The 24,181-nt window shown below is 68.2% G+C and carries 22 protein-coding genes; 11 read left to right on the top strand and 11 right to left on the bottom strand.

The features are described from left to right. Positions 1 to 30: 30 nt before the first annotated feature. Positions 31 to 576, top strand: a complete 546-nt coding sequence (locus H4W30_RS34670) for a TetR/AcrR family transcriptional regulator (RefSeq protein ID WP_192746424.1) — start codon at positions 31 to 33, stop codon at positions 574 to 576. Positions 577 to 888: 312 nt separating this feature from the next. Here H4W30_RS34670 and H4W30_RS34665 read toward each other — a convergent pair whose 3' ends face one another. The 4 genes from H4W30_RS34665 to H4W30_RS34655 are packed head-to-tail and all read right to left on the bottom strand — an operon-like array spanning position 889 to position 3,579. Next, a complete protein-coding gene (locus H4W30_RS34665; RefSeq protein WP_192746423.1) occupies positions 889 to 1,635 on the bottom strand; it encodes an ABC transporter permease in 747 nt (248 codons plus the stop codon). Continuing rightward, positions 1,632 to 1,988, bottom strand: coding sequence for a hypothetical protein (locus H4W30_RS43975; RefSeq protein ID WP_225949964.1), 357 nt, complete (start codon positions 1,986 to 1,988; stop codon positions 1,632 to 1,634). Before H4W30_RS43975 ends, H4W30_RS34665 begins: the two co-directional genes overlap by 4 nt. Beyond that, positions 1,955 to 2,665: an alpha/beta hydrolase family protein gene (locus H4W30_RS43970; RefSeq protein ID WP_318780718.1), complete on the bottom strand. Its 711-nt coding sequence runs from the start codon at positions 2,663 to 2,665 to the stop codon at positions 1,955 to 1,957. Before H4W30_RS43970 ends, H4W30_RS43975 begins: the two co-directional genes overlap by 34 nt. Beyond that, entirely contained in the window at positions 2,662 to 3,579 is a 918-nt protein-coding gene (locus H4W30_RS34655) for an ABC transporter ATP-binding protein (RefSeq protein ID WP_192746422.1), read from the bottom strand. The genes H4W30_RS43970 and H4W30_RS34655 overlap by 4 nt, the downstream gene beginning before the upstream one ends. 135 nt (positions 3,580 to 3,714) lie before the next feature. Here H4W30_RS34655 and H4W30_RS34650 point away from each other — a divergent pair, with 135 nt between their 5' ends. Further along, complete coding sequence (locus tag H4W30_RS34650) at positions 3,715 to 4,503, top strand: ion transporter (protein WP_192746421.1); 789 nt, start codon at positions 3,715 to 3,717, stop codon at positions 4,501 to 4,503. A gap of 40 nt (positions 4,504 to 4,543) precedes the next feature. Here the strand turns inward: H4W30_RS34650 and hrpB are convergent, their stop codons facing one another. Both hrpB and H4W30_RS34640 read right to left on the bottom strand, forming a co-directional pair. Next, the gene (hrpB, locus tag H4W30_RS34645; protein WP_192746420.1) at positions 4,544 to 6,934 is read right to left on the bottom strand and encodes an ATP-dependent helicase HrpB; all 2,391 of its coding nucleotides are present in this window, start codon (positions 6,932 to 6,934) and stop codon (positions 4,544 to 4,546) included. Then, positions 6,931 to 7,758 (bottom strand): glutamate ABC transporter substrate-binding protein, encoded by an 828-nt coding sequence (locus H4W30_RS34640; protein WP_192746419.1) that lies wholly within the window; start codon positions 7,756 to 7,758, stop codon positions 6,931 to 6,933. The genes hrpB and H4W30_RS34640 overlap by 4 nt, the downstream gene beginning before the upstream one ends. A gap of 91 nt (positions 7,759 to 7,849) precedes the next feature. On the opposite strand from H4W30_RS34640, the gene H4W30_RS34635 reads away from it, so the two are divergent. Continuing rightward, the gene (locus tag H4W30_RS34635; protein ID WP_192746909.1) at positions 7,850 to 8,338 is read left to right on the top strand and encodes a MauE/DoxX family redox-associated membrane protein; all 489 of its coding nucleotides are present in this window, start codon (positions 7,850 to 7,852) and stop codon (positions 8,336 to 8,338) included. 2 nt (positions 8,339 to 8,340) lie between these two features. Further along, positions 8,341 to 9,135 (top strand): DsbA family protein, encoded by a 795-nt coding sequence (locus H4W30_RS34630; RefSeq protein WP_192746418.1) that lies wholly within the window; start codon positions 8,341 to 8,343, stop codon positions 9,133 to 9,135. 119 nt (positions 9,136 to 9,254) lie between these two features. Here the strand turns inward: H4W30_RS34630 and H4W30_RS34625 are convergent, their stop codons facing one another. Beyond that, the gene (locus tag H4W30_RS34625) at positions 9,255 to 10,139 is read right to left on the bottom strand and encodes a LysR family transcriptional regulator (RefSeq protein WP_192746417.1); all 885 of its coding nucleotides are present in this window, start codon (positions 10,137 to 10,139) and stop codon (positions 9,255 to 9,257) included. A gap of 124 nt (positions 10,140 to 10,263) precedes the next feature. Between H4W30_RS34625 and H4W30_RS34620 the strand changes: the two genes are divergently transcribed. Further along, positions 10,264 to 11,079 (top strand): ThuA domain-containing protein, encoded by an 816-nt coding sequence (locus tag H4W30_RS34620; protein WP_192746416.1) that lies wholly within the window; start codon positions 10,264 to 10,266, stop codon positions 11,077 to 11,079. A 64-nt stretch (positions 11,080 to 11,143) separates the two neighbouring features. On the opposite strand, the gene H4W30_RS34615 is transcribed toward H4W30_RS34620, so the two are convergent. Further along, entirely contained in the window at positions 11,144 to 11,851 is a 708-nt protein-coding gene (locus H4W30_RS34615; protein WP_192746415.1) for an RraA family protein, read from the bottom strand. Between the two features lie 116 nt (positions 11,852 to 11,967). Between H4W30_RS34615 and H4W30_RS34610 the strand changes: the two genes are divergently transcribed. From H4W30_RS34610 to H4W30_RS34590, 5 genes are read left to right on the top strand one after another with little or no spacing between them, the layout of a single operon-like run. Then, the gene (locus H4W30_RS34610) at positions 11,968 to 13,161 is read left to right on the top strand and encodes a lipid-transfer protein (protein WP_318780717.1); all 1,194 of its coding nucleotides are present in this window, start codon (positions 11,968 to 11,970) and stop codon (positions 13,159 to 13,161) included. A 17-nt stretch (positions 13,162 to 13,178) separates the two neighbouring features. Beyond that, positions 13,179 to 13,610 (top strand): type II toxin-antitoxin system Rv0910 family toxin, encoded by a 432-nt coding sequence (locus H4W30_RS34605; RefSeq protein WP_034322070.1) that lies wholly within the window; start codon positions 13,179 to 13,181, stop codon positions 13,608 to 13,610. Then, positions 13,607 to 14,449, top strand: coding sequence for a MaoC/PaaZ C-terminal domain-containing protein (locus H4W30_RS44640; RefSeq protein WP_192746413.1), 843 nt, complete (start codon positions 13,607 to 13,609; stop codon positions 14,447 to 14,449). The genes H4W30_RS34605 and H4W30_RS44640 overlap by 4 nt, the downstream gene beginning before the upstream one ends. Before the next feature lie 11 nt (positions 14,450 to 14,460). Continuing rightward, positions 14,461 to 15,330, top strand: coding sequence for an SDR family oxidoreductase (locus H4W30_RS34595; protein WP_192746412.1), 870 nt, complete (start codon positions 14,461 to 14,463; stop codon positions 15,328 to 15,330). Continuing rightward, positions 15,327 to 16,541 (top strand): acyl-CoA dehydrogenase family protein, encoded by a 1,215-nt coding sequence (locus tag H4W30_RS34590; RefSeq protein ID WP_192746411.1) that lies wholly within the window; start codon positions 15,327 to 15,329, stop codon positions 16,539 to 16,541. The genes H4W30_RS34595 and H4W30_RS34590 overlap by 4 nt, the downstream gene beginning before the upstream one ends. A 408-nt stretch (positions 16,542 to 16,949) precedes the next feature. Here the strand turns inward: H4W30_RS34590 and H4W30_RS34585 are convergent, their stop codons facing one another. Both H4W30_RS34585 and H4W30_RS34580 read right to left on the bottom strand, forming a co-directional pair. Beyond that, positions 16,950 to 19,436, bottom strand: a complete 2,487-nt coding sequence (locus H4W30_RS34585; RefSeq protein ID WP_192746410.1) for a DNA gyrase/topoisomerase IV subunit A — start codon at positions 19,434 to 19,436, stop codon at positions 16,950 to 16,952. Positions 19,437 to 19,465: 29 nt separating this feature from the next. Continuing rightward, a complete protein-coding gene (locus H4W30_RS34580; RefSeq protein WP_192746409.1) occupies positions 19,466 to 21,517 on the bottom strand; it encodes a DNA gyrase/topoisomerase IV subunit B in 2,052 nt (683 codons plus the stop codon). 278 nt (positions 21,518 to 21,795) lie between these two features. Here H4W30_RS34580 and H4W30_RS34575 point away from each other — a divergent pair, with 278 nt between their 5' ends. Then, positions 21,796 to 22,689, top strand: a complete 894-nt coding sequence (locus H4W30_RS34575) for a nucleotidyl cyclase domain-containing protein (RefSeq protein WP_318780716.1) — start codon at positions 21,796 to 21,798, stop codon at positions 22,687 to 22,689. Here the strand turns inward: H4W30_RS34575 and H4W30_RS34570 are convergent. Then, complete coding sequence (locus H4W30_RS34570) at positions 22,673 to 24,097, bottom strand: glycoside hydrolase family 76 protein (protein WP_192746407.1); 1,425 nt, start codon at positions 24,095 to 24,097, stop codon at positions 22,673 to 22,675. The two genes, H4W30_RS34575 and H4W30_RS34570, sit on opposite strands and share 17 nt — an antisense overlap. Positions 24,098 to 24,181: the final 84 nt, after the last annotated feature.

Raw genomic sequence — 24,181 nt, 5'->3', positions numbered from 1 at the left:
ACATTTGTAGAGTACTACTACACTTGTAGAGTGCGAAAGGCGACGATCGGGGACGCGGCCATCGAGGTCATCGCGGCCGAGGGGATGCGGGGGCTGACGCATCGCGCCGTCGACCGGTTCGCCGGGCTGCCGGCGGGTTCGACCTCGTACTACGCGCGGACGCGGGCGGCGCTGCTGGAGCTGGCGATCTCGCGGATGATCGAACTCGACGAGGTCACCCTCGACCCGCCACCCGGACGGCTGGCGGAGTACGTGGCGGGGTTCGCCCACGCGGCGATCACGAACGGGCGGACGCGGATGCTCGCGCGATACGAATTCGCGCTGGAGGCGACGCGGCGGCCGGAGCTGCGGGAGGCCTACGACCGGGGTGGGCTGGTCATCCGGCGGCGGTGCGCGGAGGTGCTCGCCGCGTGTGGATCGGCGGAGCCGGAGCGGCACGCGCGGGTGCTCGTCGCTTGGCTGGAGGGGACGGTCTTCGACGCGCTGGCCGGGACGGGTTCGCTGCGGCCGCCTGGGGTGGAGGAGCTGACGCGAGGGGCGCGGGAGGTTTTGGCTGGGCTCGGGGTGGCGGGGTAGCAAGGGACCTTTGCTGTCGCCGAGGGGTGTGCGGGAATAGGGACGTTGAGTGTCCCTATTTCCACACACCCTGCACGCCGTAGTGACCGTGTGGATTTCGGTGCGTTGGGTGACCTGAGATCCACACGGTCACCCGCGGAAAGAGAGCAGGGGACCTTTGCTATCGCTCTCTCAACGTTGAGACAAGCCGTCGACCGCAGGCTCCAGAACGGGATGTCGCGAAAGCCACTTTCGGGACATCTGACGTCCTGAAAGTGGCTTTCGCGACATGCCCGCGCGCCCAAGCGGTAGCAAAGGTCCCTTGCTCTCCCCTCAGGCGTCCCGGCGCCTAAGCACGGTGGAACCCGTGACCAGACCAGCCGCCGCCCAAGCCGCACAGAGCGCGACGCCGACCCAAGGCGCGTAGGGCGCGACGCCGCCGAAGATCGGATTCGGCTCCCCCGGCGTGACCATCGCATTGACACCCGCGAAGCCCGGGAAGTAGTTCACGATGTCCTCCCCGCCCAGCGAACCGGCGAACATGGGGATCATCACCAGCAGCACGAACATCGACACGATCGTCCCCGCTGTCGAGCGCAGCGCCGTCCCCAGGCCGAGGCAGAGCAGGCCCAGCAGCGCGAAGTAACCACCCATCCCCGCCGCGGTGGCGAGGACATCACCCACCGAAGAGTCCCGGTCGGCGATCAGCGGCGCCGAGATCGCCACGCCGGCGAGCGTGTTCAGGACGCCGTAGCCGAACAGCGCCGGCAACAGTGCGGCCGATTTCGCGGCGAGGACGTGGTTCCGAACGGGGATCCACTGCAGGGTCGAGCGGATGCTGCCGCTGGCGTATTCGCTCGTGATGAACAGCGTCGCCAGCGCGACCACGGCGAATTGAGTGAGGTAGAACGCCCCGCCGGTCACCACGGCGTGCGGCGCCACGTGCCGTTCGGTGCCCGTGTGCGACATCAGGCCCAGCGCGCCCGAATACGCGAGCATGAGGAAGATCCCGCTGATCAGGCACCACCAGGTCGACCGGACCGACCAGAACTTGGTCCATTCCGAAGAGATCGCGTTCATCGTGCGCTCCACTGCTTGAAGAAACCGGTCAGCTCGTCGCGGAAGAACTTCAGCGCCTCCCGCGAGCCGATCGATCCGTACTGGTTCTCGATTTCGGACGGCGGAAGCTGCGGTCGCAGCCCCAGCTGGTCGATCAGGATCGCGGCGTCGGTCACCGACGAATGACCGCTGTTCTCGACCAGGTCCTGCCTCTTCGGCCCGGTGAGCCGCGGCCAGGTCTCGTCCCAGGACGTGCGGAAGTACTTCTCGCCGGTCGGGCTGGTCAGCAGCAGAAACGGCCGGTCGAGCGAGACGGTGCCGTAGAACGGGCCGTCGACGTTCACGCCCGCCTTGATCCGCCGGTCGGCGGCCATCGCGGCGGCGGTCGCCGACCGCCGGCTGAATGCCCGGCCATCCCGATCTTCGTCGCGTCGATCGACCAGCGCCGGTCCTTCAGCAGCGTGTCGACGACGAACGTCGTGTCCACGGCGCGGTTCGCGATCGCGGCGGGCCACGGCTCGCCAGGGAGTCCACAAGCGACACACTGGCGCAGTCCGTCGGGGAATTCCGTCGCCCACGCTTCGTAGGCGTGGTCGATCCCGGCGACGACGAAGCCTTGCGCGGCAAGGTGTTCGGCGACCGAGGTCAGGGTGATCCGGTTGTTGCCCGCTCCCGGCGAAAGCACCACCAGCGGACGTCGTCCTGGCAGGGAAGGCGCGTTTTCCCGGGAGTGGACCCGCACCTTGCTCAGGGCGTCCGGCGGCAGGTCGAGTTTCCGCCCGGCGACGGTCGCCGCGGACTCGGCGTTGGTCATGTACAGCGGCGCGCGTCCGATCGGGACGGCCGGGTACCAGACGTTGACCATCAGTTCGCGCCGCTTCTCCGGCACCCAAGGATCGGCTCGCCGCTGATCGGTGAGGTGCAGCGTGCGCAGCCCGATCGGCAACGGGCCGCCCGGCGCGGGCAGCGACAGTTCCGGTGCCGCCGACGCGGCCGCCGGCACCCCCAGCAGGCCGGCGATCACCGCCACCAGGACCATGAGTGATTTCACGCCGTGACTCCCGTTCCGTATTCGACCGACGACGCGGTCAGCTCCATGTACGCCTGTTCCAGTGACGCGGTCCGTTCGGCCAGTCCGTGCAGCCGGATCCCGAGTTCGTGCACCGCGTCACCGACGAGGTGAATGGGCAGGTCGTGCACGAGCAGCTCGTCCTGATCGGATTCCGTGGTCGCGCCGAGTGCGCGAAGACGCTGTTCGAGGACCCGCAGATCGGCGGGAGCGGGCACCCGCACCACGACCGACGTCCGCGAATTGCCCGCGATGAATTCGTCGACCGGCGCGTCGGCGAGCAGCTTTCCCTTGCCGATGACGACCAGCCGGTCCGCGGTCAGCTGCATCTCGCTCATCAGATGGCTCGACACGAACACCGTGCGGCCCTCCTCCGCGAGCGACCGCATCAGCTGCCGCACCCAGCGGACACCGTCGGGGTCGAGGCCGTTCACCGGCTCGTCGAACATCAGCACGCCGGGATCACCCAGCAGGGCGCCGGCGATCCCGAGACGTTGCCCCATGCCGAGGGAAAACGTCCCGGCGCGTTTGCCCGCGACCTCGGTCAGGCCCACCGTGGCGAGCACTTCGTCCACCCGGCTCGCCGGGATCCCGTTGCTGCGCGCCATCGCCAGGAGATGCTTGCCCGCGCTCCGGCCGGGATGCAGCGCCTTGGCCTCCAGCAGCGCGCCCACCTCGCGCAGCGGGAATCGCAGGTCCTCGTACCTCTTGCCGTCGATGAAGACCTGGCCCGCGCTCGGCGCGTCGAGGCCGAGCGTCATCCGCATGGTCGTCGACTTGCCCGCGCCGTTGGGGCCGAGGAAGCCGGTCACCTTGCCCGGCTCGACGGCGAAGGTCAGCCCGTCGACCACCGTCTTCTCGCCATAGCGCTTCGTAAGTCCTCGAAGCGTGATCATCCGCGTCCTCCTTCGTGTCCCTGAATCCTCCGGCGCGGGGACGCCCGGGCGCAGTGCCCCGAAGTCATCGGCCACCCCTTACTTTCGGCAGGTGCCGCTCGGCACGAGTCGCCGTGGAAAGGCACAATCGGCGCCATGACCACCCGCGAACAACGGCGCGTGAATCCGCTCGACCTGGTGATGCTCGTCCTCGCCGTGTTCTCCGTCGGGCTGCTCGCCTACGTGACGTTCTTCCCTCATTCGGAGGAGACGGCGCATCGTGTCTTCGTCATCGACACGACGGTGTGCGGGATCTTCGCGCTGGAATTCCTCTGGCGCTGGCGGCGAAGTGGCTGGGAGAAGCGGTTCCCGCTGCGCAACTGGTACGAGATCCTCGGCATGATCCCCATCGCGCATCCGGCGCTGCGCGGGTTCCGGCTGCTGCGGATCATCGTGGTGCTGGTCCGGCTCGCGCGCACCGCCGACCGCGCGTTCGGGGAACGGTTCACGCAGCGTCTGGTCGAACGGCTTTCCCGGCCGATCGTGCTCGCGATCAAGAAGCCGATCACGATCGCGGTGCTCGACGAGGTCGTCAAGGTGCTGGAAACGGGGAACTATCCGCAGAACCTCGCGCGCTCACTCGGCGAGAACCAGACGTTGCTGCGGGGGATCATCGCCGAGAAGCTCAAGAACGATCCGCAGGCCGGGCGGCTTTCGAAACTGCCGTTCCACGATGAAGTGGTGCGTTCGGTGATCGACACCGCGATGCGCGTGATCCTCGAAGTGCTGACCGATCCGCGGATCGACGAATTCTTCGCGCATGTGGTGCGCGAGAACCGCGAGCAGATCCGCAGCGCGGTGCAGCTTGGGCTGAACGAGCGCGAGGACGACGAGGAGCTGGCGGCGCAGTTGCCGACCAAGCCCCAGCATCAGCTGATGGACTGACCTCGTGAGTGGTAAGGACGGTTCTAACCGTCCTTACCACTCACGAGGAAGTGCGGCGCGCGGTCCGCCGGGTGGGTGCGGCGGTCAGCGGGTCCTCCGGCCAAGGGTGCTTCGGGTAGCGCCCGCGGAGATCGGCGCGCACGGCCGCGTAACCGTTGTGCCAGAACGATTCCAGATCCGCGGTGACCGCCGCGGGCCGTCCGGCCGGCGAGAGCAGGTGCAGCACCACCGGGACGCCCGCCAGTTTCGGCGTCGCGAGCCAGCCGAAGGTCTCCTGCAGTTTGACGGCGAGCACCGGCTGTTCGCCCGAATAGTCGACCCTGATCCGCGAGCCCGACGGCACCTCCAGCCGGTCCGGCGCCAGTTCGTCCAAACGCGACGCTTCGGGCCAAGGCAGCAGCCCGCGCAGCGTGGCGCCCGCGTCCAGCGCGGCCAGATCCGATCGGCGGCGAGCGGAACCGAGATCAAGCCAAGTGTCCAAAGTGGACATCAACGCCGCGTCGGAGACCGCGGGCCAAGGTGATCCCAATACACGATGCAGGAAGGACAGTCGTTCGCGCAGCCGCTTACCGTCCTCGGTCCAGCGCAGCAGACCGAGCCCCTCGGTGCGCAAGCCGTCCAGCAGTGCCGCGCGGATCGCGTCCGGTGCGGGCGAGCGCAACGGTTTCTCCGACAGTGTGATCGCGCCGAGCCGCCGCACCGACCGTGCGACGACGTCACCCGAAGACCAGTGCACTTCGTCCACTGAGGACACCAGATTCGGCGCGGCGCGCACGGCGAGGTCTTCGTCGGCGGGTGCCGCGAGACGGATGATCCCTTGTGCGCGCCCGGGATCCCGGGTCGCTTCGGCCACCGCCAGCCACTCGACGTCGGCCAGCCCGCTCCCGCGGGGGAGTTCGGCGGCCGTTCCGCTTGCCATCAGGTACACCGGTGTCCCCGCGGACCGCCGTCGCGCGAGCCGCTCGGGATGCGCCAGCGCCACGACCAGCGCCGGATCGGAGGCGTTGCCGCCGTCGGGGACGAGCTGGGAAAGCCTTCGCACGTCGCGTTTCCAACGCTCGTCACCGCGTACCCGCCGCAGCTCGGCCTCGAGGTCGGTCAACGTGCCACCGCTGTCCAGCAGCGCGACGACCTCGGCCGCCGAACGCGCGTTGGTCCGCGCCGCGCCGTCCAGCAACGCCCTCGCCAGCCGAGGATGCAGGCCCAGACCGGCCATCTTCCGGCCGCGTTCGGTCACCGTGCCGTCTTCCCTGGTCGCCCCGAGCGTGGTCAGCAACGCGCGACCGGCGGCGAGCGCGCCCTCGCCGGGCGGATCCCACCAGGCCAGGCCGGAACCGTCCGGAGTGGACCAGCACGCGAGCTCCAGCGCGAACCGCGCCAGCTCGGCCGTCCGGATCTCGGGTTCGGGGTACGCGGGCAGGGAACCCTGTTCGTGCGCCGCCCAGCATCGGTACGCGCGGCCCGGTGCCTCACGCCCGGCCCGGCCGGCGCGCTGTTCCGCGACCGCGGCGGACACGCGTACCGTCGCCAGCCCGGGCAGGCCACGCCGGTGATCGACCCGGGGCACGCGGGACAGGCCGCAGTCCACCACCGCGCGCACACCAGGCACGGTCAGGCTGGACTCGGCGACCGACGTCGAGAGCACCACGCGGCGGCGGGCGCGCGGGCGCAGGGCGTCGTCCTGGTGCGCCGCCGACAGTCGTCCGTGCAAGGGCAGCACGTCGGCGTCGAGGCCGCCGAGCAGGCCGCTCACCCTGGCGATCTCTCCCGCGCCGGGCAGGAAGGCGAGCACGTCACCGTCCCCTTCGGACAGTGCTTTGTGGATCACTCTGGCGACGGTCGCCTCGATCCGTTCTCCGCGCGCCGGCGGGGAGTACGAGACGTCCACCGGGTAGGTTCTCGCGTGCGCGGTGATCACCGGCGCGTCGCCGAGCAGGGTCGCCAGCCGCCCGGACGCCACGGTGGCGGACGTCGCGAGCAGGCGCAGGTCGTCGCGCAGCCCGGCGCGCACGTCCAGCAGCAGCGCGAGCAGCAGATCCGCGTCGAGATGGCGTTCGTGGCATTCGTCGAGCAGGACGGTCGACACTCCGGTGAGTTCGGGATCGCCCTGCACCCGCCGGACCAGCAAACCCGACGTCACCACTTCGATCCGCGTCGACGAGGAAACCTTGCGGTCTCCGCGGACCGAATAGCCGACCGTCTCACCGACCCGTTCGCCCAGCAGTGACGCCATTCGCGCCGCCGCGGCCCGTGCCGCCAGCCTCCTCGGTTCGGCGACGATCACCCGGCCATCTCCGTTGTCCAGCGCGAGCGGCACAAGCGTGGTCTTGCCGGTGCCCGGCGGCGCGACGAGCACGGCGGTGCCATGGGCGTCGAGCGCGGCTTCGAGTTCGGGCAGGACGGCGCGAACCGGCAGATCGGGAAGGGTCACTTCTCGGTGACCTGAGGCGGAGGCGGGATCCGGTAACCGGACGGGCCGATGTTGCGGTTCAGCGATTCGAGCCATTCCCCGGACGAGATCATCTTCTCGATCGCCTTGGCCACGGCCGCCCGCCCCTCGGTGTCTTCCTTGCGCAGGCCGACACCGTACTTCTCCTTCGAGAACGGTTTGCCGACGACGCGCAGCAGCTCCGGGTTCTGCGCCACGTAACCGGCGAGGATGACGTCGTCGGTGGTCACCGCGTCCACCTGCCCGGCGAGCAGCGCCGTGACGCAATCCTGGTAGCGCGGGTACTCGACGAGCTGGACGGCCTGCGCGAACTTGTCGCGCACCTGCTCGGCGGAGGTGGTGCCGCCCACGGCGCACAGCTTGCGGCCGTTGAGGTTCTCGGGGCCGGTGATGTCGGTCGACCGGAGGCGGACGAGCAGATCCTGGCCCGTGTCGAAATAGGGCCCGGCGAAACCGACGACCTGTTTCCGTTTTTCGGTGATGGAATAGGTCGCCACCATCAGATCCGTGATCCCCGAGGTGATGTCCGTCTCGCGCGACGACGGCCTGCTGTCGTGCCAGGTGATGTGATCCTCGTCGACACCCAGCTCGCTCGCGACGTACTTCGCAACGTCGACGTCGAAACCGACGTACCGGCCGTCCATCGTCCGGCGGGAAAGTCCCGGCTGGTCGAAGCGGATGCCGATGGTGAGCTTGTTGGACGCGACGGCGCGCGCGACGAGAGAATCCGACGGACCGGCCTCTTCGCCGCAGGCCGCCGCTGTGACCAGCATCAAACAGGCCACCAGCAGGGTGCGTCCCCTCATCGGGTGCCTCCGTCCGCCGCCTCACATTGTTCTCAGGGTCGGCGGTTAGCCTAGGCCCGTGCGTAGACCGCCCCAAGTCGTACTCGACGCCGTGGGCACACTCGTCCGGCTCGGACTGGCCGCCGTCTGGTTGGTCTCCGGAGCGCTGAAGATCAGCGATCCGGGGCAGACCTACATCGCGGTCCAGGCGTTCGACGTCCTGCCGGACGGGCTCGTCCGCCCGGTCGCGATCGGGATGCCGCTCGTCGAACTGGCGCTCGGCCTGTTCCTGCTCGCCGGATTCGTCACCCGGTGGGTATCGGTGCTGTCGGTGCTGCTGCTCGCGGTGCTCATCGCCGCGATCGCCCAATCCTGGGCGCGCGGGCTGAGCATCGACTGCGGCTGCTTCGGCGGTGGCGGTCAGATCGCCGCGGATCAGACGCAGTATCCGCAGGAGATCGCCAGGGACCTCGGGTTCGCGCTACTGGGTGTCTGGCTGATCGTGCGGCCGCGGACGTGGCTGTCCGTGGACGGCTGGCTCGGGAACTCTCAAGCCCCCGCCGACGACGACTATGTGGGTATCGCTGAAGGGAACGAATAATCGTGGGTGGAGCTGAGCGCAACGCTCGGAAACGCAAGCAGCAGCAGACGGCTGCGCGCTCGGTGGCACAGGCCAGGGGCGTCGCGGGCGGCGACAAGAAGAAGGTCGTCGCGATCACCGTCGCGGTGGTCGTGCTCGCCGCGCTGGTGATCGGTGGCGTGATCTGGACGACGTCCAGCAAGGACAGCACCGAGGGCAAGGTGATCGGGGCACAGCCGACCGCTTCCGCGCCCGGTGTCGTCGAGAAGCGCGAGGGGGCGGCCGTTGTCGTCGGCAAACCTGAGGCGAAGAAGACCATCGACATCTACGCCGACTTCCTCTGCCCGGTCTGCAAGCAGTTCGAAGAGTCGTTCAAGGGGCAGATCGAGGAGCAGGTGAACAACGGGACCCTGCAGGTCCGGTACCACATGCTGCCGATGCTCAACCAGCGCTCCGACCCGCCGGGCTACTCGCTGGACTCCGCCAACGCCTCGCTCGCCGCGGCCGACGCGGGCAAGTTCGTCGCCTTCCACGACGCGCTGTTCAAGGACCAGCCGGAGGAAGGCGGGCGCGGGTTCGACAAGGCGCAGCTGATCAAGCTCGGCCAGGACGTCGGCATCACAGACCCGGCCTTCGCGCTCAAGGTCAACAGCGGCGCTTACGACCAGGAGATCCAGGATGCGTACAAGAAGATCTCGACGGACCCGTCGCTGCAGCAGGACTTCGGCAACGGCCCCGGTTTCGGCACGCCGACCGTGACGGCGAACGGGCAGGTCGTGAAGCTGGAGCAGGACTGGGTGCAGAAGGTCGTCAGCTAGGTTTCCCCGTGAAGGCCCCCTTCCCTCGGCTCAGCCGAGGGAAGGGGGCCTTCACGCTGTTCGGGGTCGGGGGTCGGCGGCGGGGTGGTAGCAAAGGTCCCTTGCTCTCTTTCCGCAGGTCAGGGGCGCGAAGCGGAGGCGACGCTCGCGAAGGCATGCACGCGCGCCGTCTCCGCGGAGCGCGGCCAGACGAGGCCCCACTCGACGTCGGGAGAGCCGGCGAAGGGCACGAAGCGGATTCGCGGGTGGCTGAAGTAGTCCCGCGCGTGTGCGGCGAGCGGGCAGATGCCGGCACCGGTGGCGATCGCGGCGAGCAGTTCCTGAAAGGTCGCGAAGGGATTGCCCCGGGTCACGAGGTGCCCGGCCGGCGTCAGCCACTGCCGTGGCTCCTCGATCCAGTACGGCTCCGGCGGATGCGCCGCGCGAAGGACGGTGTCGCGGGCGAGGTCGTCGAGGGTCACTGACTTCCGCCGCGCGAAGGGGTGTTTCGACGCCACCGCGAGCACCATCGGTTCGGTGTACACGACCGGACCGGTCGTGAGATCCGGCTCGTCGGCCGGAAGCAGGGTCACCAGCACGTCGATCTCACCCGATCGCAGCATCGCCATCGGATCGGCGAAATCGGCTTCGCGGATGAGCAGTTCCGTGTCCGGGTAGCGCTGCCGGAAGCGGTCCAGGAGGTCTTCGATCAGGTCGGCGACGCCGGGTGCCTCGAAACCCAGCCGCAGCACGCCGCCGATCCCGCGTCCGGCCGCGATCGCGCGGTCGATGCCTTCGTGCAGCGCGCGGTAGGCGGGGCCGAGGTCGTCCCGCAGCCGTTCGCCGATCGGCGTGAGCCGGACCCGCCTGCTGGTGCGGGCGAACAGCGGCGCGCCGATCCGGCGCTCCACCTGTTTGATCGTCTGGCTCACCCGTGCCTGCGAGACGTGCAGGCGTTCCGCGGTGCGGCCGAAATGCAGTTCGTCGGCCAGCGCCAGGAAGATCTCGATGTCCCGCAGTTCCATAATCCCCAGGTTATCGATACCGGCCGATGCCGCTCAGCGGGAACCGTCTTTTTCGCAGGTCTAGCGCTTTGCCATGCGTTAATTCAAGATATGAATTTAAACACTCCCGGCATGGATGGTGCGTATGAGGAGAATCGCGGTCCAGCTCGCTCTGCTGTTCGCATCCTGTCTCGCGCTGGCGTTGGCACCGGTGACGGCACAGGCGGCCCCCGCTTTCCAGGTGCTGGCCTTCTACAACGGCACCTACGACGCGGCGCACATCAGTTTCGTCAAGGAAGCCAACCAGTGGTTCCCGAAAACCGCTTCGCAGAACAACTTCGGCTACACCGCGACCAACGACTGGAACCGGCTGAACTCGCTGCGACCATCGCAGTACCAGGTCGTGCTTTTCCTGGACGACCTTCCGCAGACCTCGGCGCAGCGTTCGGGCTTCGAGCGGTACATGAACGCGGGCGGCGCGTTCTTCGGCTTCCATGTTGCGGCGTTCAACACCGATCCGTCCACTTGGGATTGGTACCACGACCGATTCCTCGGCACGGGTGCGTTCAAGTCCAACACCTGGGGCCCGACGACGGCGACGCTGAAGGTGGAGAACCGGCCGCATCCGTCGACCACGCGGCTGCCCGCGACCTTCACCTCGTCGGTGAGCGAGTGGTACGCCTGGAACAGGGATCTGCGGAAGAACCCGGACATCCGGATCCTCGCCTCGGTGGATCCGGTGAGCTTCCCGCTCGGGACCGATCCGAACCAGTCCTGGTACAGCGGGTACTACCCGATCCTCTGGACCAACACCAAGTACAAGATGCTGTACGCCAATTTCGGGCACGACAAGATGAACTACGAGACGAACCAGCCGCTTTCGTCGACCTTCGGCAGTGAGGTGCAGAACCGCTTCGTCGTCGACGGTCTGCTGTGGCTGGGCGGCGTCAAGACGTCGTGATCCGGGGCCCTGACCAGGCGTGTTTCCCCTGGTCAGGGCCTCCAGTGGCAGCAAAGGTCCCTTGCTACTCCTCGATGGCGCCGCCGACCGCCCGCAGGTGCTGCCGGAACGTCAGCGAAGGCGACTTCGCGCGCTCCTCGAGGAAGTCGGCGAAGCGCACTTGCTCGCGAAGCGACTCTCCGGCGCGGATCCGGTCGGCCTGGAGCCGCTCGGTGTCGCGGATGCCCTCGGCGCGGTCCAGGACCTCGTCCGCCCGGCCGGCCGGGACGAACAGCACGCCGTCCTCGTCGCCGAACACGAGATCCTCCCGCGTCACCGTCCACTCGCCGACGACGGCCGACTCGAGCGCGTCGTCCGGGCGGGCGGTGACGGAGAGCGGACCGGTCGGGATCGAGCCGAGACTGAACACCGGCAACCCGATCTTCTTGATGTCCGCGGTGTCGCGATGCAGCCCCCAGATGACCACGCCGCTCAGCCCGGCCGCCTCGGCTTCGAGCACCGCGAGGTCTCCGACGCAGCTCTCGTCGAGCCTGCCACCGTTGTCGACGACCAGGACGTCGCCGGGGTTCGCGATTTCGTACGCCTCCAGGAAGACGTCGACGCTGCCGACGTGCCGTGCGGGGGTGACCCGCCCGGCGACGCGGCCGCCGGGTACGACCGCGTGCGTACCGGCGGGCGCGCACCGGACCGGGACGCCGGCGCGGACGCAGCCGTCGGTCAGATGCGCGGTGGTCAGCAGGGAGAACCGCTGCCGAAGCTCCTCGGGATCCATACCCCGACTTTAGCGACACGTGCCCTAAGTAACATCCGTGCAGACCTGTATGTAAGGGGTTGATAAATACAGTCCTGTCTGTATCTTCAGTCTCAACAGCAACGACAAGGAGCGTCGTGGTGGCCAACAAGGTGTACGTCGTCGGCGTGGGCATGACGAAGTTCGAGAAACCCGGACGCCGCGAGGGCTGGGACTACCCGCAGATGGCCAAGGAGTCCGGGACGAAGGCGCTGGAAGACGCCGGGATCTCGTTCGACGAGGTGCGGCAGGCCTACGTCGGCTACGTCTACGGCGAGTCGACCTCGGGGCAGCGCGCGGTCTACGAACTGGGCATGACCGGGATCCCGGTGGTCAACGTCAACAACAACTGCTCGACCGGGTCGACCGCGCTGTACCTGGCGGCGGAGGCGATCCGGGGCGGCCGCGCGGACTGCGCGCTCGCGCTCGGTTTCGAGAAGATGCAGCCTGGATCACTCGGCTCGACCTACGACGACCGCGAGCAGCCGATGGGCAGGCACATCCAGGCGCTCGCGGAGATCTCCGAAGTGCTCTTCCCGCCCGCGCCGTGGATGTTCGGCGCGGCGGGCCGCGAGCACATGAAGACCTACGGCACCACCGCCGAGCACTTCGCCAAGATCGGCGAGAAGAACCACCGGCATTCGGTGAACAACCCGTACGCGCAGTTCCAGGACAGCTATTCGCTGCAGGACATCCTGGACTCGCGGATGATCTACGACCCGCTGACCAAGCTCCAGTGCTCACCGACGTCGGACGGCTCGGGCGCGGCGATCCTCGCCAGCGAGTCCTTTGTGGACTCGCACGGGCTGGCGGGGCAGGCCGTGGAGATCGTCGGGCAGGCGATGACCACCGACTTCGCCAGCACCTTCGACGGCACCGCGAAGAACATCATCGGCTACGACATGAACGTCCAGGCCGCCCGCCAGGTGTACGACCAGGCCGGGCTCGGTGCGGAGGACTTCCAGGCCATCGAACTGCACGACTGCTTCTCCGCCAACGAGCTCCTGCTCTACGAAGCGCTCGGGCTCTGCGCCGAGGGGGAGGCCGGGAAACTCGTCGACTCCGGGGACACCACCTACGGCGGGAAGTGGGTCGTCAACCCGTCCGGCGGGCTGATCTCCAAGGGGCACCCGCTCGGGGCCACCGGCCTCGCGCAATGCGCCGAACTCACCTGGCAGCTGCGCGGAACCGCGGACAAACGCCAGGTCGACGGCGTCCAGGCCGCGCTGCAGCACAACATCGGACTCGGCGGCGCCGCCGTCGTCACCGCCTACCAGCGCGCCGAGCGCTGATCCCGAGAGGAAGAACCATGGGCAAGATCAGTGCCTCCGTCGAACTCCCCGCCGCTCCCGACAAGGTGTGGGCGGAGTTCTCCAACCCCAACAACTTCGAGAAGTGGCTGACCATCCACACCAAGTGGAAGGGCGAGGTGCCGGCCGAGTTCTCCAAGGGGGCTCAGGCTTCCGAGGTCGTCACGATGCTCGGGATGCCGAACACCATCACCTGGACCGTCGACGAGTTCGAAGCGCCGTCGAAACTGGCGATCTCCGGGACCGGGATGGCCGGGGTGAAGGTCAAGTTCGAACTGTCGGTGGAGGCCTCCGGCGAAGGTTCGCTCGCCAGCATCGACGCGGAGTTCGCCGGCCAGATGATCGTCGGCGCGCTCGGCAAGGCCGTCGAGAAGGACGGCAAGAAGAACCTCGACGCCTCCCTCGAGAACTTCAAGGCGCTGGTCTCGTGACCGAGCGGTTCGACCCCGGCGGGCTCGGCAAGTGGACCGACGAGTCCAGGTTCGAGGTGACCCGGGAGCGGCTGATCGAGTATGCGAAGGCCACCAACGACCCGATCCCGGCGCATCTCGCGGGTGACGTCGCGAGCCCCGTGTTCGCGATCGTGCCGGTGTTCGAGTCGCTGATGGAACCCGCGCTCGAGGTCGTCCCGGTCGGCTTGTTCGGCCGGATCGTGCACGGCGAGCAGGAATTCCGGTTCCACCGGCCGATCCGCCCCGGCGACAAGCTCGTGTCACGGGCGCGGATGACCGGCTACGAAGGCCTGAAGAACGGCAGCCGCGGCACCATCCACCTCGACTGCCGGACCGAGGGCGGCGACCTGGTCAACGAGCAGTACGTGACCTTGTTCGTGCGCGGGTTCGACACCGGCGAGACGCGGGGCGAACTCGGGCCGGAGCACAAGTTCGACGAAGACCTGCGTGCGCGGGCGCCGGTGGCGAAGGTCAGCCAGCACGTCGACGACGATCAGACCTATCGGTACGCGCCCGCCGCCGGCGACCCCATGCCCATCCATCTCGACGAAGAGGTCGCGAAGGATTCGGGGCTGCCAGGGATCATCGCGCACGGCTTGTGCACCATGGCGTTCACCTCGTGGGCGCTGCTGACCGAGGTCGCCGGGTCCGATGTGGACAGACTGAAGCGGCTCGCCGTGCGGTTCGCCAAGCCGGTGCTGCCGGGGCAGGACCTGACGACGTCCATCTGGAGCGCGGGTGCCGGGAGCTACGCGTTCGAAACCACCGTCGGCGAGACCGTCGTGATCAAGGACGGCCTCGCGGAATTCGCGGAGTAGGAGCAAAAGCCATGGGAGCACTCGAGGGGCGGGTCGCCGTCATCACCGGCGCCGGACGCGGGATCGGCCGCGAGCACGCGCTGCTGTTCGCGCGGGAGGGCGCGAGCGTCGTGGTCAACGACCTCGGCGGCGCGAACGACGGCAGCGGCAGCGACACCGGGCCCGCACAGGAGGTCGTCGACGAGATCCGCGCGGCGGGTGGGCAGGCCGTGGCGAACACGGCCAACGTCGCCGATTGGGCGGGCGCGGAGGAACTGGTCGCGCAGGCGGTGGGCGAGTTCGGCAGGCTGGACGTCGTCGTGAACAACGCGGGCATCCTGCGCGACGCGTTCATCGCGGGACTGGAAGAGTCCCAATGGGATTCCGTGATCGCGGTACACCTGAAGGGGCACGCGGCGGTGCTGCGGCACGCGGCCGCGTACTGGAAGAGCGCGAGCAAGGCCGGCGAACCAGTGGCGGGCTCGGTGATCAACACCGCGTCGGCGTCCGGGACCACGCTGCCGAACGCAGGGCAGGCGAACTACGGCGCGGCGAAAGCGGGGATCGCCGCGCTGACGCTGGTCGCCGCCGAGGAGCTGGAGCGCTACGGCGTGCGGGTCAACGCGATCGCGCCGATCGCGCGCACGCGGCTCACCCTGGCGACGCCGGGCATGGGCGCGATCTTCGCGCAGGAGGTCGAGGAAGGGGAGTTCGACGCGTTCTCCCCGGCGAACATCTCACCGCTGGTGGCCTATCTCGCGACCGAGAAATGCCCGCTCACCGGCAAGGTGTTCGCGGTGCAGGGCGGCGCGATCTCCGAACTCGCGGGCTGGCACGACGTCAAGGTGATCGAAACCGAGGCCGCCTGGGAGATCGACGACATCGCCGCGAGGCTGCCGTGATCGAGTGGTCCGAGACCGAACTGCTGATCAGGGACGCCATCCGGGAGTTCATCGACAAGGAGATCCGGCCGCACCTCGACGCGCTGGAAAGCGGGACGCTGCCGCCGTACGACATCATCCGCAAGATGTTCGCGTCCTTCGGCATCGACGCGCTCGCGCGGGAATCGGTGTCGAAACTGCTGTCGAAGGAGCGTGGGTCCGGTGGCGGTGGCTTGGCGTTCGGTGGGCAGGAGGCGATGGCGCTCATCGCGGTGAGCGAACTGGCCGGGGTGAGTCTCGGGATCGTCGCCTCACTCGGCGTGAGCATCGGGCTGACCGCGCAGACGATCCTGACCAAGGGCACGCAGGCGCAGAAGGAACGGTGGCTGCCCGGGCTGGCGACGTTCGAGAAGGTCGGCGCGTGGGCGATCACCGAACCCGACTCGGGCTCGGACGCTTTCGGCGGGATGAAGACGTCGGTGCGGCGCGACGGTGACGAATACGTCCTCAATGGACAGAAGACGTTCATCACCAACGGGCCCTACGCCGACACGATCATCGTGTACGCGAAGCTCGACGACGGCTCGGACGTGCGGGACCGCAAGGTGCTGACGTTCGTGCTGGACAAGGGCATGCCCGGGCTCACGCAGGGCAAGCCGTTCAAGAAGATGGGCATGATGTCCTCGCCGACCGGTGAGCTGTTCTTCAGCGACGTCCGGCTCGGGCGGGACCGGTTGCTCGGCGAATCCGAGACCGGCCGCGACGGCGACAGCAAGGCCGAGGTGAAGTCCGGGTTCGCCGTCGAGCGGATCGGTGTCGCGGCGCTGGCGCTCGGGATCATCAACGAGTGTCATCGGCTTTGCGTGGACTACGCGAAGAACCGGAAGCTGTGGGGGCAGGAGATCGGGCGGTTCCAGCTGATCCAGCTGAAGCTGGCGAAGATGGAGGTCGCGCGGATCAATGTGCAGAACATGGTGTTCCAGCTGATCGAGACCCTGCGCGCGGGCAAGATGCCGACGTTGGCCGAGGCTTCGGCGATGAAGCTGTACTCGTCGGAGGCGGCCACCGAGGTGGCGATGGAGGCCGTGCAGCTGTTCGGCGGGAACGGGTACATGGCGGAGTACCGGGTGGAGCAGCTGGCGAGGGACGCGAAGTCGCTGATGATCTACGCGGGGAGCAACGAGATTCAGGTGACTCACATCGCGAAAGGCCTCCTGAGCCCTCGCGTTTAGTCCTCTGAATGCGGTGGGCACGGGCCGCGGGGGAGCAAGGGACCTTTGCTACCGCGTGAGGAGTCGGCTGGCCGGTGACCGATGGGCCGCCTCGCGTGTTTGGGCGGACGACACGCGTGATCGGGCGGACGGCACGTGTGACTGGATGGCCGACACGCGTGACTGGATGGCCGACACGCGTGTTTGGGCGAACGGCTCGTGTGATTGAGTGGCCAGCTCGCGTGATTGGGGGCGTAACTCGTGTGTTTGGGGGCGTGACTCGCGTGATTGGGGGCGTATCACGCGTGATTGGGGGCGGAACTCGGGTGGTGGGTGAGTTCCGGCTCCAATCACGCGAGTTCCGCGCCCGATCACGTGAGTTACGCCCCCGATCACGCGAGTGCGGAGTTAGGGCTCGCGTGGGCGGGGCTAGTCCCGTTCGATGAGGTGACCGACGACCTCGGGGCCGGGGTGGGCGTGGCCGGAGCCGTCGCGGCGGATGTCGACTTCGGGGAGCTCCACCGGGTCACCGGTGCGCGAGGCGCCGGCGGGACGCGGGCCGATCCAGCCGACGACCAGCCGCGTCTCGCCCTTGAGGAACCGCTGCGCCCGGACACCACCGGTCGCCCGGCCCTTGGCCGGGTACTCGCTGAACGGGGTCACCTTCACGCTCGCGCCGGTCGCGGTGACGACCATCGGCTCACCGTGTTCGGCGTCGTCGGTACGGATCGCGCCGAAGAAGACCACTTCCGCTTCACCGCGCACGGTGATCCCGGCCATGCCGCCGCCCTTGAGCCCCTGCGGCCGCACGAGCGAAGCCGGGTAGCGCAGCAGTGACGCTTCGGACGACAGGAACGCCAGCGTCTCTTCGCCGTCGGTGAGCCAGGTGGCGCCGACGACCTCGTCGCCGTCCTTCAGGCTGATCACGTCGAACTCGTCCGAGCGGACCGGCCATTCCGGCGCGCACACCTTCACGACACCGTGCTTCGTGCCGAGCGCCAGACCGGGGGAGCCGGCCGCCTGTTCGCCGAGCGGGGCCAGCCCGATGACGCGCTCGCCCTTCTCCAGCGGCGCCAGTTCCTTCGCGGCCATCCCGCCGCGCAGCGACACCGTGCCCGCCTGCTCGGGCAGCACCGGCAACGGCAGCACGTCGGTCTTGAACGCACGGCCGCGGTTGGTCACCAGCAGCACCTGACCACGTGCGGTCGAATGGACCACCGCGGACACCGAGTCGTGTTTGACGCGGCCGTTGCGGCGCCGTACTTCCGACGCCTCCTCCGACTCCGCCGCCGTCCGCGCGACCAGCCCGGTGGCCGACAGGATCACCTGGCACGGATCGTCGGCGACCTCCAGCGGACCCGACGGTTTCGACGCGGCGAGAACCTCCTTGAGGTCGCCGTCGATCAGCGCGGTGCGGCGTTCGGTGGGGTGGTCCTTGGCGACCTTGGCCAGCTCGGCCGACACGACCTTCTTGAGCACCGACTCGTCGTCGAGGATCTTCGACAGCTCGGCGATCTCCGCGCGCAGCTTGTCCTGCTCGGCTTCGAGTTCGATCCGGTCGTACCTGGTGAGCCGCCGCAGTGGGGTGTCCAGGATGTAGGTCGCCTGGATCTCCGAGAGCTTGAACCGCTTCATCAGGCCGTCCTTCGCGGCCGCGGCGTTCTCGCTCTCGCGGATCAGCTTGATCACCTTGTCGATGTTGAGCAGGGCGATGAGCAGACCGTCGACCAGGTGCAGACGCTCTTCACGCTTACGGCGCCGGTACCGCGTGCGGCGGGTGACGACCTCGTAGCGGTGGCTGAGGAAGACCTCCAGCAGCGCCTTGAGCCCCAGCGTCTGCGGCTGCCCGTCCACCAGCACCAGGTTGTTGATCCCGAACGACTGCTCCAGCGGCGTGAGCCGGTACAGATCCGCCAGGAGCGCCTGCGGGTTCACGCCGACCTTGCATTCGATGACCAGCCGGGTGCCGTTCTCGCGGTCGGTGAGGTCCTTGACGTCGGCGATGCCGGTGAGCCGCTTGGACTTGTTGACCTCGTCGGTGATCTTCTCGATCACCTTCTCCGGGCCGACGCCGTACGGCAGCTCGGTGATGGTGATCGCCTGACGGCCGCGGCTGCCCTCCAGCGGCCCGGTCTCGGCGCTGGCGCGCATGCGCACCACGCCACGGCCGGTCTCGTACGCGCGGCGGACCTCGTCCAGCCCCAGCAGCGAACCACCGGTCGGCAGGTCGGGGCCCGGGACGTACTCCATCAGCTTGTCGAGGGTGGCGTTCGGGTGGTTGATCAGCCACCGCGCCGCGCCGATGACCTCGCTCATATTGTGCGGGATCATATTGGTCGCCATCCCGACCGCGATCCCGGAAGTGCCGTTGACCAGCAGGTTCGGGAACGCAGCCGGCAGCACGGACGGCTCTTCGAGCGAGCCGTCGTAGTTCGGCCGGAAGTCGACGGTGTCCTCGCCGAGTTCGCCGACCAGCAGCATCGCCTCGGGGGACAGCCGCGCCTCGGTGTATCGCGAGGCGGCCGGTCCGTCGTCGGGGGAGCCGAAGTTGCCGTGCCCGTCGACCAGCGGCACGTTGAGCGAAAAGTCCTGTGCGAGCCGGACCATGGCGTCGTAGATCGCCGTTTCGCCGTGCGGGTGGTACTTACCCATCACGTCGCCGGTGACACGCGCCGACTTCACGTACGCGTGCGAAGGCCGGTAGCCGTTCTCGTTCATCGAGTGCATGATCCGGCGGTGCACCGGCTTCAGCCCGTCCCGCGCGTCCGGGAGCGCCCGCGAGTGGATGACCGAGTAGGCGTACTCCAGGTACGAATCCTCGATCTCCGTCTTCAGCGAGTTGTCGAAGACGTTCGCGCCGGGCTTGTCGAACGCGGAGGGATCGACCTTGGTGGTGGTGCCCTTACGGCGTGCCATTGCTCAAAGCTCCTTGAATAGCAGCGAAATCAGGCGTCGATGGCTTCGCGGTCGACCCGGTCGGAGGATTCGACCAGCCAGTTGCGGCGCGGTTCGACCTTCTCGCCCATCAACAGTTCGAGCGCGTTCTCCGCGGCTTCGACGTCGTCGAGGGTGATCCGGCGGACCGAGCGGGTGGCGGGGTTCATCGTGGTCTCCCACAGTTCGTCGGCGTCCATCTCGCCGAGGCCCTTGAACCGCGGCACCGGCGTGACGATCTGCTTGCCCGCGCGCTCCAGCTCCGCGTACTTGGTCTCCATCTCCTTCTGGGTGAAGGTGAAGTGGGTTTCCGGGTTGCGGCCCTTGGTGACCAGTTTGTGCAGCGGCGGCATCGCGGCGTAGAGCCTGCCGTCCTCGATCGCCGGCCGCATGTACTTGGCGAACAGCGTGATCAGCAGCGTGCGGATATGCGAACCGTCGACGTCCGCGTCGGCCATCAGGATCACCCGGCCGTAGCGCATGGTCGACAGGTCGAACGTGCGCCCGCTGCCCGCGCCGAGCACCTGCACGATCGAGGCGATCTCGGCGTTCTTCAAGGTGTCGCCGAGCGACGCCTTCTGGACGTTGAGGATCTTGCCGCGCAAGGGAAGCAGCGCCTGGTACTCCGACACGCGCGCCATCCGCGCCGAACCGAGCGCGCTGTCACCCTCGACGAGGAACAGCTCGCTGCGGGCGACGCCGGTGGTGCGGCAGTCGACCAGTTTCGGCGGCATCGCCGCGCCTTCGAGCGCGGTCTTGCGCCGGGCGGCGTCCTTCTGCTGCTTCTGGGTGAGCCGGACGCGTGCCGCGTCGACCACCTTCTGCAGCACGATCTTCGCCTCGGACTTGGTCTTGCGCTCTTCGGTCCAGGCGCGGATGTGCTTGTCGACGATGCCCTGGATGACCCGGGTGACGCCGGCGGTGGACAGCTCGTCCTTGGTCTGCGAGGTGAACTGCGGCTCGGGCAGCCGGACGTGGACGACCGCCGTCATCCCTTCGAGGACGTCTTCGACGGTCGGCATCTCCTCCTTGGGCTTGAGCAGCCCGCGGGTCTTGGAAATGGCGTCCTGCAAGGCTTTCAGTACCGCGCGGTCGAAACCGCGGCGGTGCGTGCCGCCGTGCACGTTGCGGATGGTGTTGGTGAAGCACTCCACCGTGCGCTCGTAGCCGGTGCCCCAGCGCAGCGCGACCTCGACCTCCGCGTGACGCACCACATTGGACTGCATGACACCGCTGGCGTCGGCCGCGTTCTCCTTGTACGTGCCTTCACCATTGATGATCAGCGTGCCGCAGACGGGTTTTTCGCTGTCCGGGGCGAGGAAGTCGACCATGTCGGCGAGGCCGTTGGGGAAGTGGAAGGTCTCTTCGCTGATCGAATCGTCGACGGCGGTGCGCAGCACGTACGTGACGCCGGGGACGAGGAAGGCGGTGTTGCGCATCTTCGCGCGGACGCCTTCGACGTCGAGCGCGGCGCCGCTTTCGAAGTAACGCGAGTCGTACCAGTACCGGATCGACGTGCCGGAGCGCTCGCCCCGCTTCATCTTTCCGGTGATGTTCAGCCCGGATTTGCGGGTGAACTTCGCCTTCGGGCCGGGCCCGTCGAACACGCCGGGGACGCCGTGCGCGAACGACATCTGATGGACCTTGCCGCTCTGCTTCACCGTGACGTCGAAGCGGTGCGACAGAGCGTTCACCGCCGAGGCGCCGACGCCGTGCAGGCCACCGGAGGTCTTGTAACCGGAGCCGCCGAACTTGCCGCCCGCGTGCAGCCTCGTCAGCACCAGCTCGACGCCCGACAGGCCGGATTTGGCGTGCGTGCCGGTGGGGATGCCGCGGCCGTCGTCGTCGACCTGGACACTGCCGTCGGCGTGCAGGGTGACCACGATCTTCGTGGCGTGACCCGCCACACCCTCGTCGGTCGAGTTGTCGACGACCTCGGAGAACAGGTGGTTGATGCCGCGGCTGTCGGTGGAACCGATGTACATCCCGGGGCGCTTGCGGACCGCTTCCAGACCCTCGAGATGCGTCAGGTCGTCGGCCCCGTACAGGGTCTCAGCAGTCACTGGGTACTTCTCCTGGAGTCATGGCTCGCGAACTAGCTCGTGGAGGTGGTGTTCAACGCGACACCGTACTGGAGGATATCCGTCCCCTCCGACAGCTTCGTCCTCCCGAGCCTCCGGTGTGGCGCATCACGCCGTCCCGATGGCCGGGTCACGGCTGGGGAAAGCGACTTCCTCCCGGCTCGGATGAGGCGTTATCGTTCCCGGTGTCACACGGTGACGGGGGGAAGAAGGTGGCCGTCGGAACCGGTCCCACACGCGTCTCGACCGCACAACGCGTCGTGAGTCTCTGGTATTTCGTGGTGGTCGTCGGGTCGTTCGGCATGCTCGCGCTGTTACCGGTCGCGCACGCCGCGATCCGCCTTCGTCGAGCCGCCCTCTGGCTGTTCGTGCTGGGTTACGGCGGTGTCGCCCTCGCGATGCTGCTCCTGCTCGAACGGGCCGCGGCGGAAGGCGAGTCGGAGGCGATGCTCTCGTTCGCCTGGCTCTTCGGCACGATCCTCCTGGTCACCGTGGCCTGTGTGCATCTCGCCCTGCTGCGGCGGAAGATCCTCTATCCGCCGCCGACGGCGTGGGTCGAGTCCGGCATGCACTGCGGGTTGTTCTCGATCGACATCGCCGGATTCGGTCAGGTCGGCCGCAGCAGCGAGGTCTTCGTCCGGGTCCGGAGGATGCTCTTCGGCATGCTGGCCGAAGCCTTCGAGACCAGCGGCATCGCCTGGGACGCCTGCCTGAAACGCGACACCGGGGACGGCATGATCGTCGTCGTCCCGCCGCATTTCCCGAAGTTCCGCCTGGTGTATCCGCTTCTCTCACGGCTGACCGCGGAACTGGCCAGGTACAACGTCGCCACCGAGCCCGGCCTGCGGATCCGGGTGCGGGTGGCGATCCACGCCGGGGAGATCGCGCTCGACGAGTACGGCGTGACGGGACGGCCGAAGGTGCTCCTCGCGCGGCTGCTCGATTCACGCGTGCTGCGCGACGCGCTCGCCGAAGCGCCGGGCGAGTCGCCCGTGGTGGTGCTCGTCTCCGACCGGTTCCACGAGGACGTCCAGGACCAGGGCGGCCCCGGTCTCGACACGATGAGCTACCGGCAGGTGCTCGTGCACGAGAAGGAGACCGAGGTCCGCGCCTGGCTGCACGTTCCGGATCCGGTGCTCAGAGGGCTGCCGTGAGGACCTCCAGCGCGCTGTGCTGACGGGCGGCGTCGATCTTGTCGACCGGCCCCGCCCAGCGCAGGCCGTGCTGGTCGAGCGACGTGCGGTTGTTCGCGATCGTCGCGTTCGCCTGCCGCGTCAGGTAAGCGCGGTACGGCCTGCCCGCCAGCGCCCGGTCCAGTTCGCCGAGCCCCCTGGCGTACGCGCCCTTGAACGACGGCCCGTCGGCGCCGCAGTCACCGGACTCGCACGGGTCGCGGAGGATCCCGTTCGAGTGCAGCAGCGACGTCGTCGTGGAGGCGTCCGCGAGCCGCCGGGCCGTGGTGAGCAGGGCGGCGTCACCGGTCGCGCGGTTCAGTTCGACCAGCGCGCCGAGGACGATGCCCTGGTTGTAACTCCAGACGGCCTGTCCGTTGTTGGCGCAGGAGGCGTTCAGGCCGTCGTTGATCAGGGAACTCCCGTTGATCATGCCGCTCGCGCGGAACCAGTCCCAGACCTCGCGCGCCCGCGCGAGCTGGAGCGTGTCGCCGGGGAGCCGGTTGTGCAGTGACGCGGCCACCTTGACGTACAGCTCGTTGGTGACGGCGTTCTTGTACGTCTTCGCCGTCGACCACCAGAGCCCGCCGCCGCAGGTCCCGTCGCGGTAGGAGTACATGTAGTCCGCCGCGATGACGGCGGTGTCGAGGTATCGGCGGTCCTTCGTCAGGTCGTAGGCGCGGATCCAGGCGAGTGCCCACCAGCCGGTGTCGTCGATGTATTCGTTGGTGAAGTTGTCGCCGCGGTTGCGGTCGAAGGTGTTCGCGATCGCGTAGCGGTAGTTCGGCGAGCCGGTGCGGGTGCTGTAGTCCAGGATCGCGGTGAGCGCGTTCGCCGAGTTCCACCAGCCCGTGGTCTGCCAGAGCCCGGTGCCGTTGTCGTAGAACTGCATGAGCGCGGTCGCCGCGGCTTCGGCCCGGGTATTGGCGGCGATCGTGGTGCGGAACCATGGTGTGCAGGCGATTTCCGGTCGGTTGCTCGCTTTTCCGCAGGCGCGCAGGGCGCCGAAACGGTGGGTGGCGGGGTCGTCGACGTTGAACATCAGGGTCCGCCAGCCGCGTTGGCCGGACGGGATCTTCGTGTCGCCGATCCGGCTGTCGCCCGCCCAGGTGCGGCCGCCGTCGAAGGAGCGGTCGAGCCAGACTTCGTCGCCGGGGTCGCCGTTGCCGATGCTGCCCCAGCCCATGTTGTCGCCGTCGGAGAGATGCAGCGTGATGCCGCGGCCCCAGACGGACGCGGTGCCGGGTCTTCTTTCGCCGGCGGCCAGTGCGGGGTCGCGGCTGTCGCAGTACTTGGCACAGATCGTCGCCGCGACGGTGGGTTCGGGAGTGGTGGTGGCCGGTGTGAGAGCGAATGTCAACGTTGTCACAAGCAGGGAGGTGAGCCACATGGTTTCGAGTGTGAGGGCGGCCACTTTCCGGGCCGATCAAGTCACCCTTTCAGCTCGCGCCGATGGTCTGGAATACTTCTTGCG

Origin of the sequence: Amycolatopsis roodepoortensis (genome assembly GCF_014873915.1) — a bacterium.
GTDB lineage: Bacteria > Actinomycetota > Actinomycetes > Mycobacteriales > Pseudonocardiaceae > Amycolatopsis > Amycolatopsis roodepoortensis.
The sequence above is the reverse complement of the archived record's forward strand: the minus strand, read 5'-3'. Positions and strand labels throughout refer to the sequence as shown.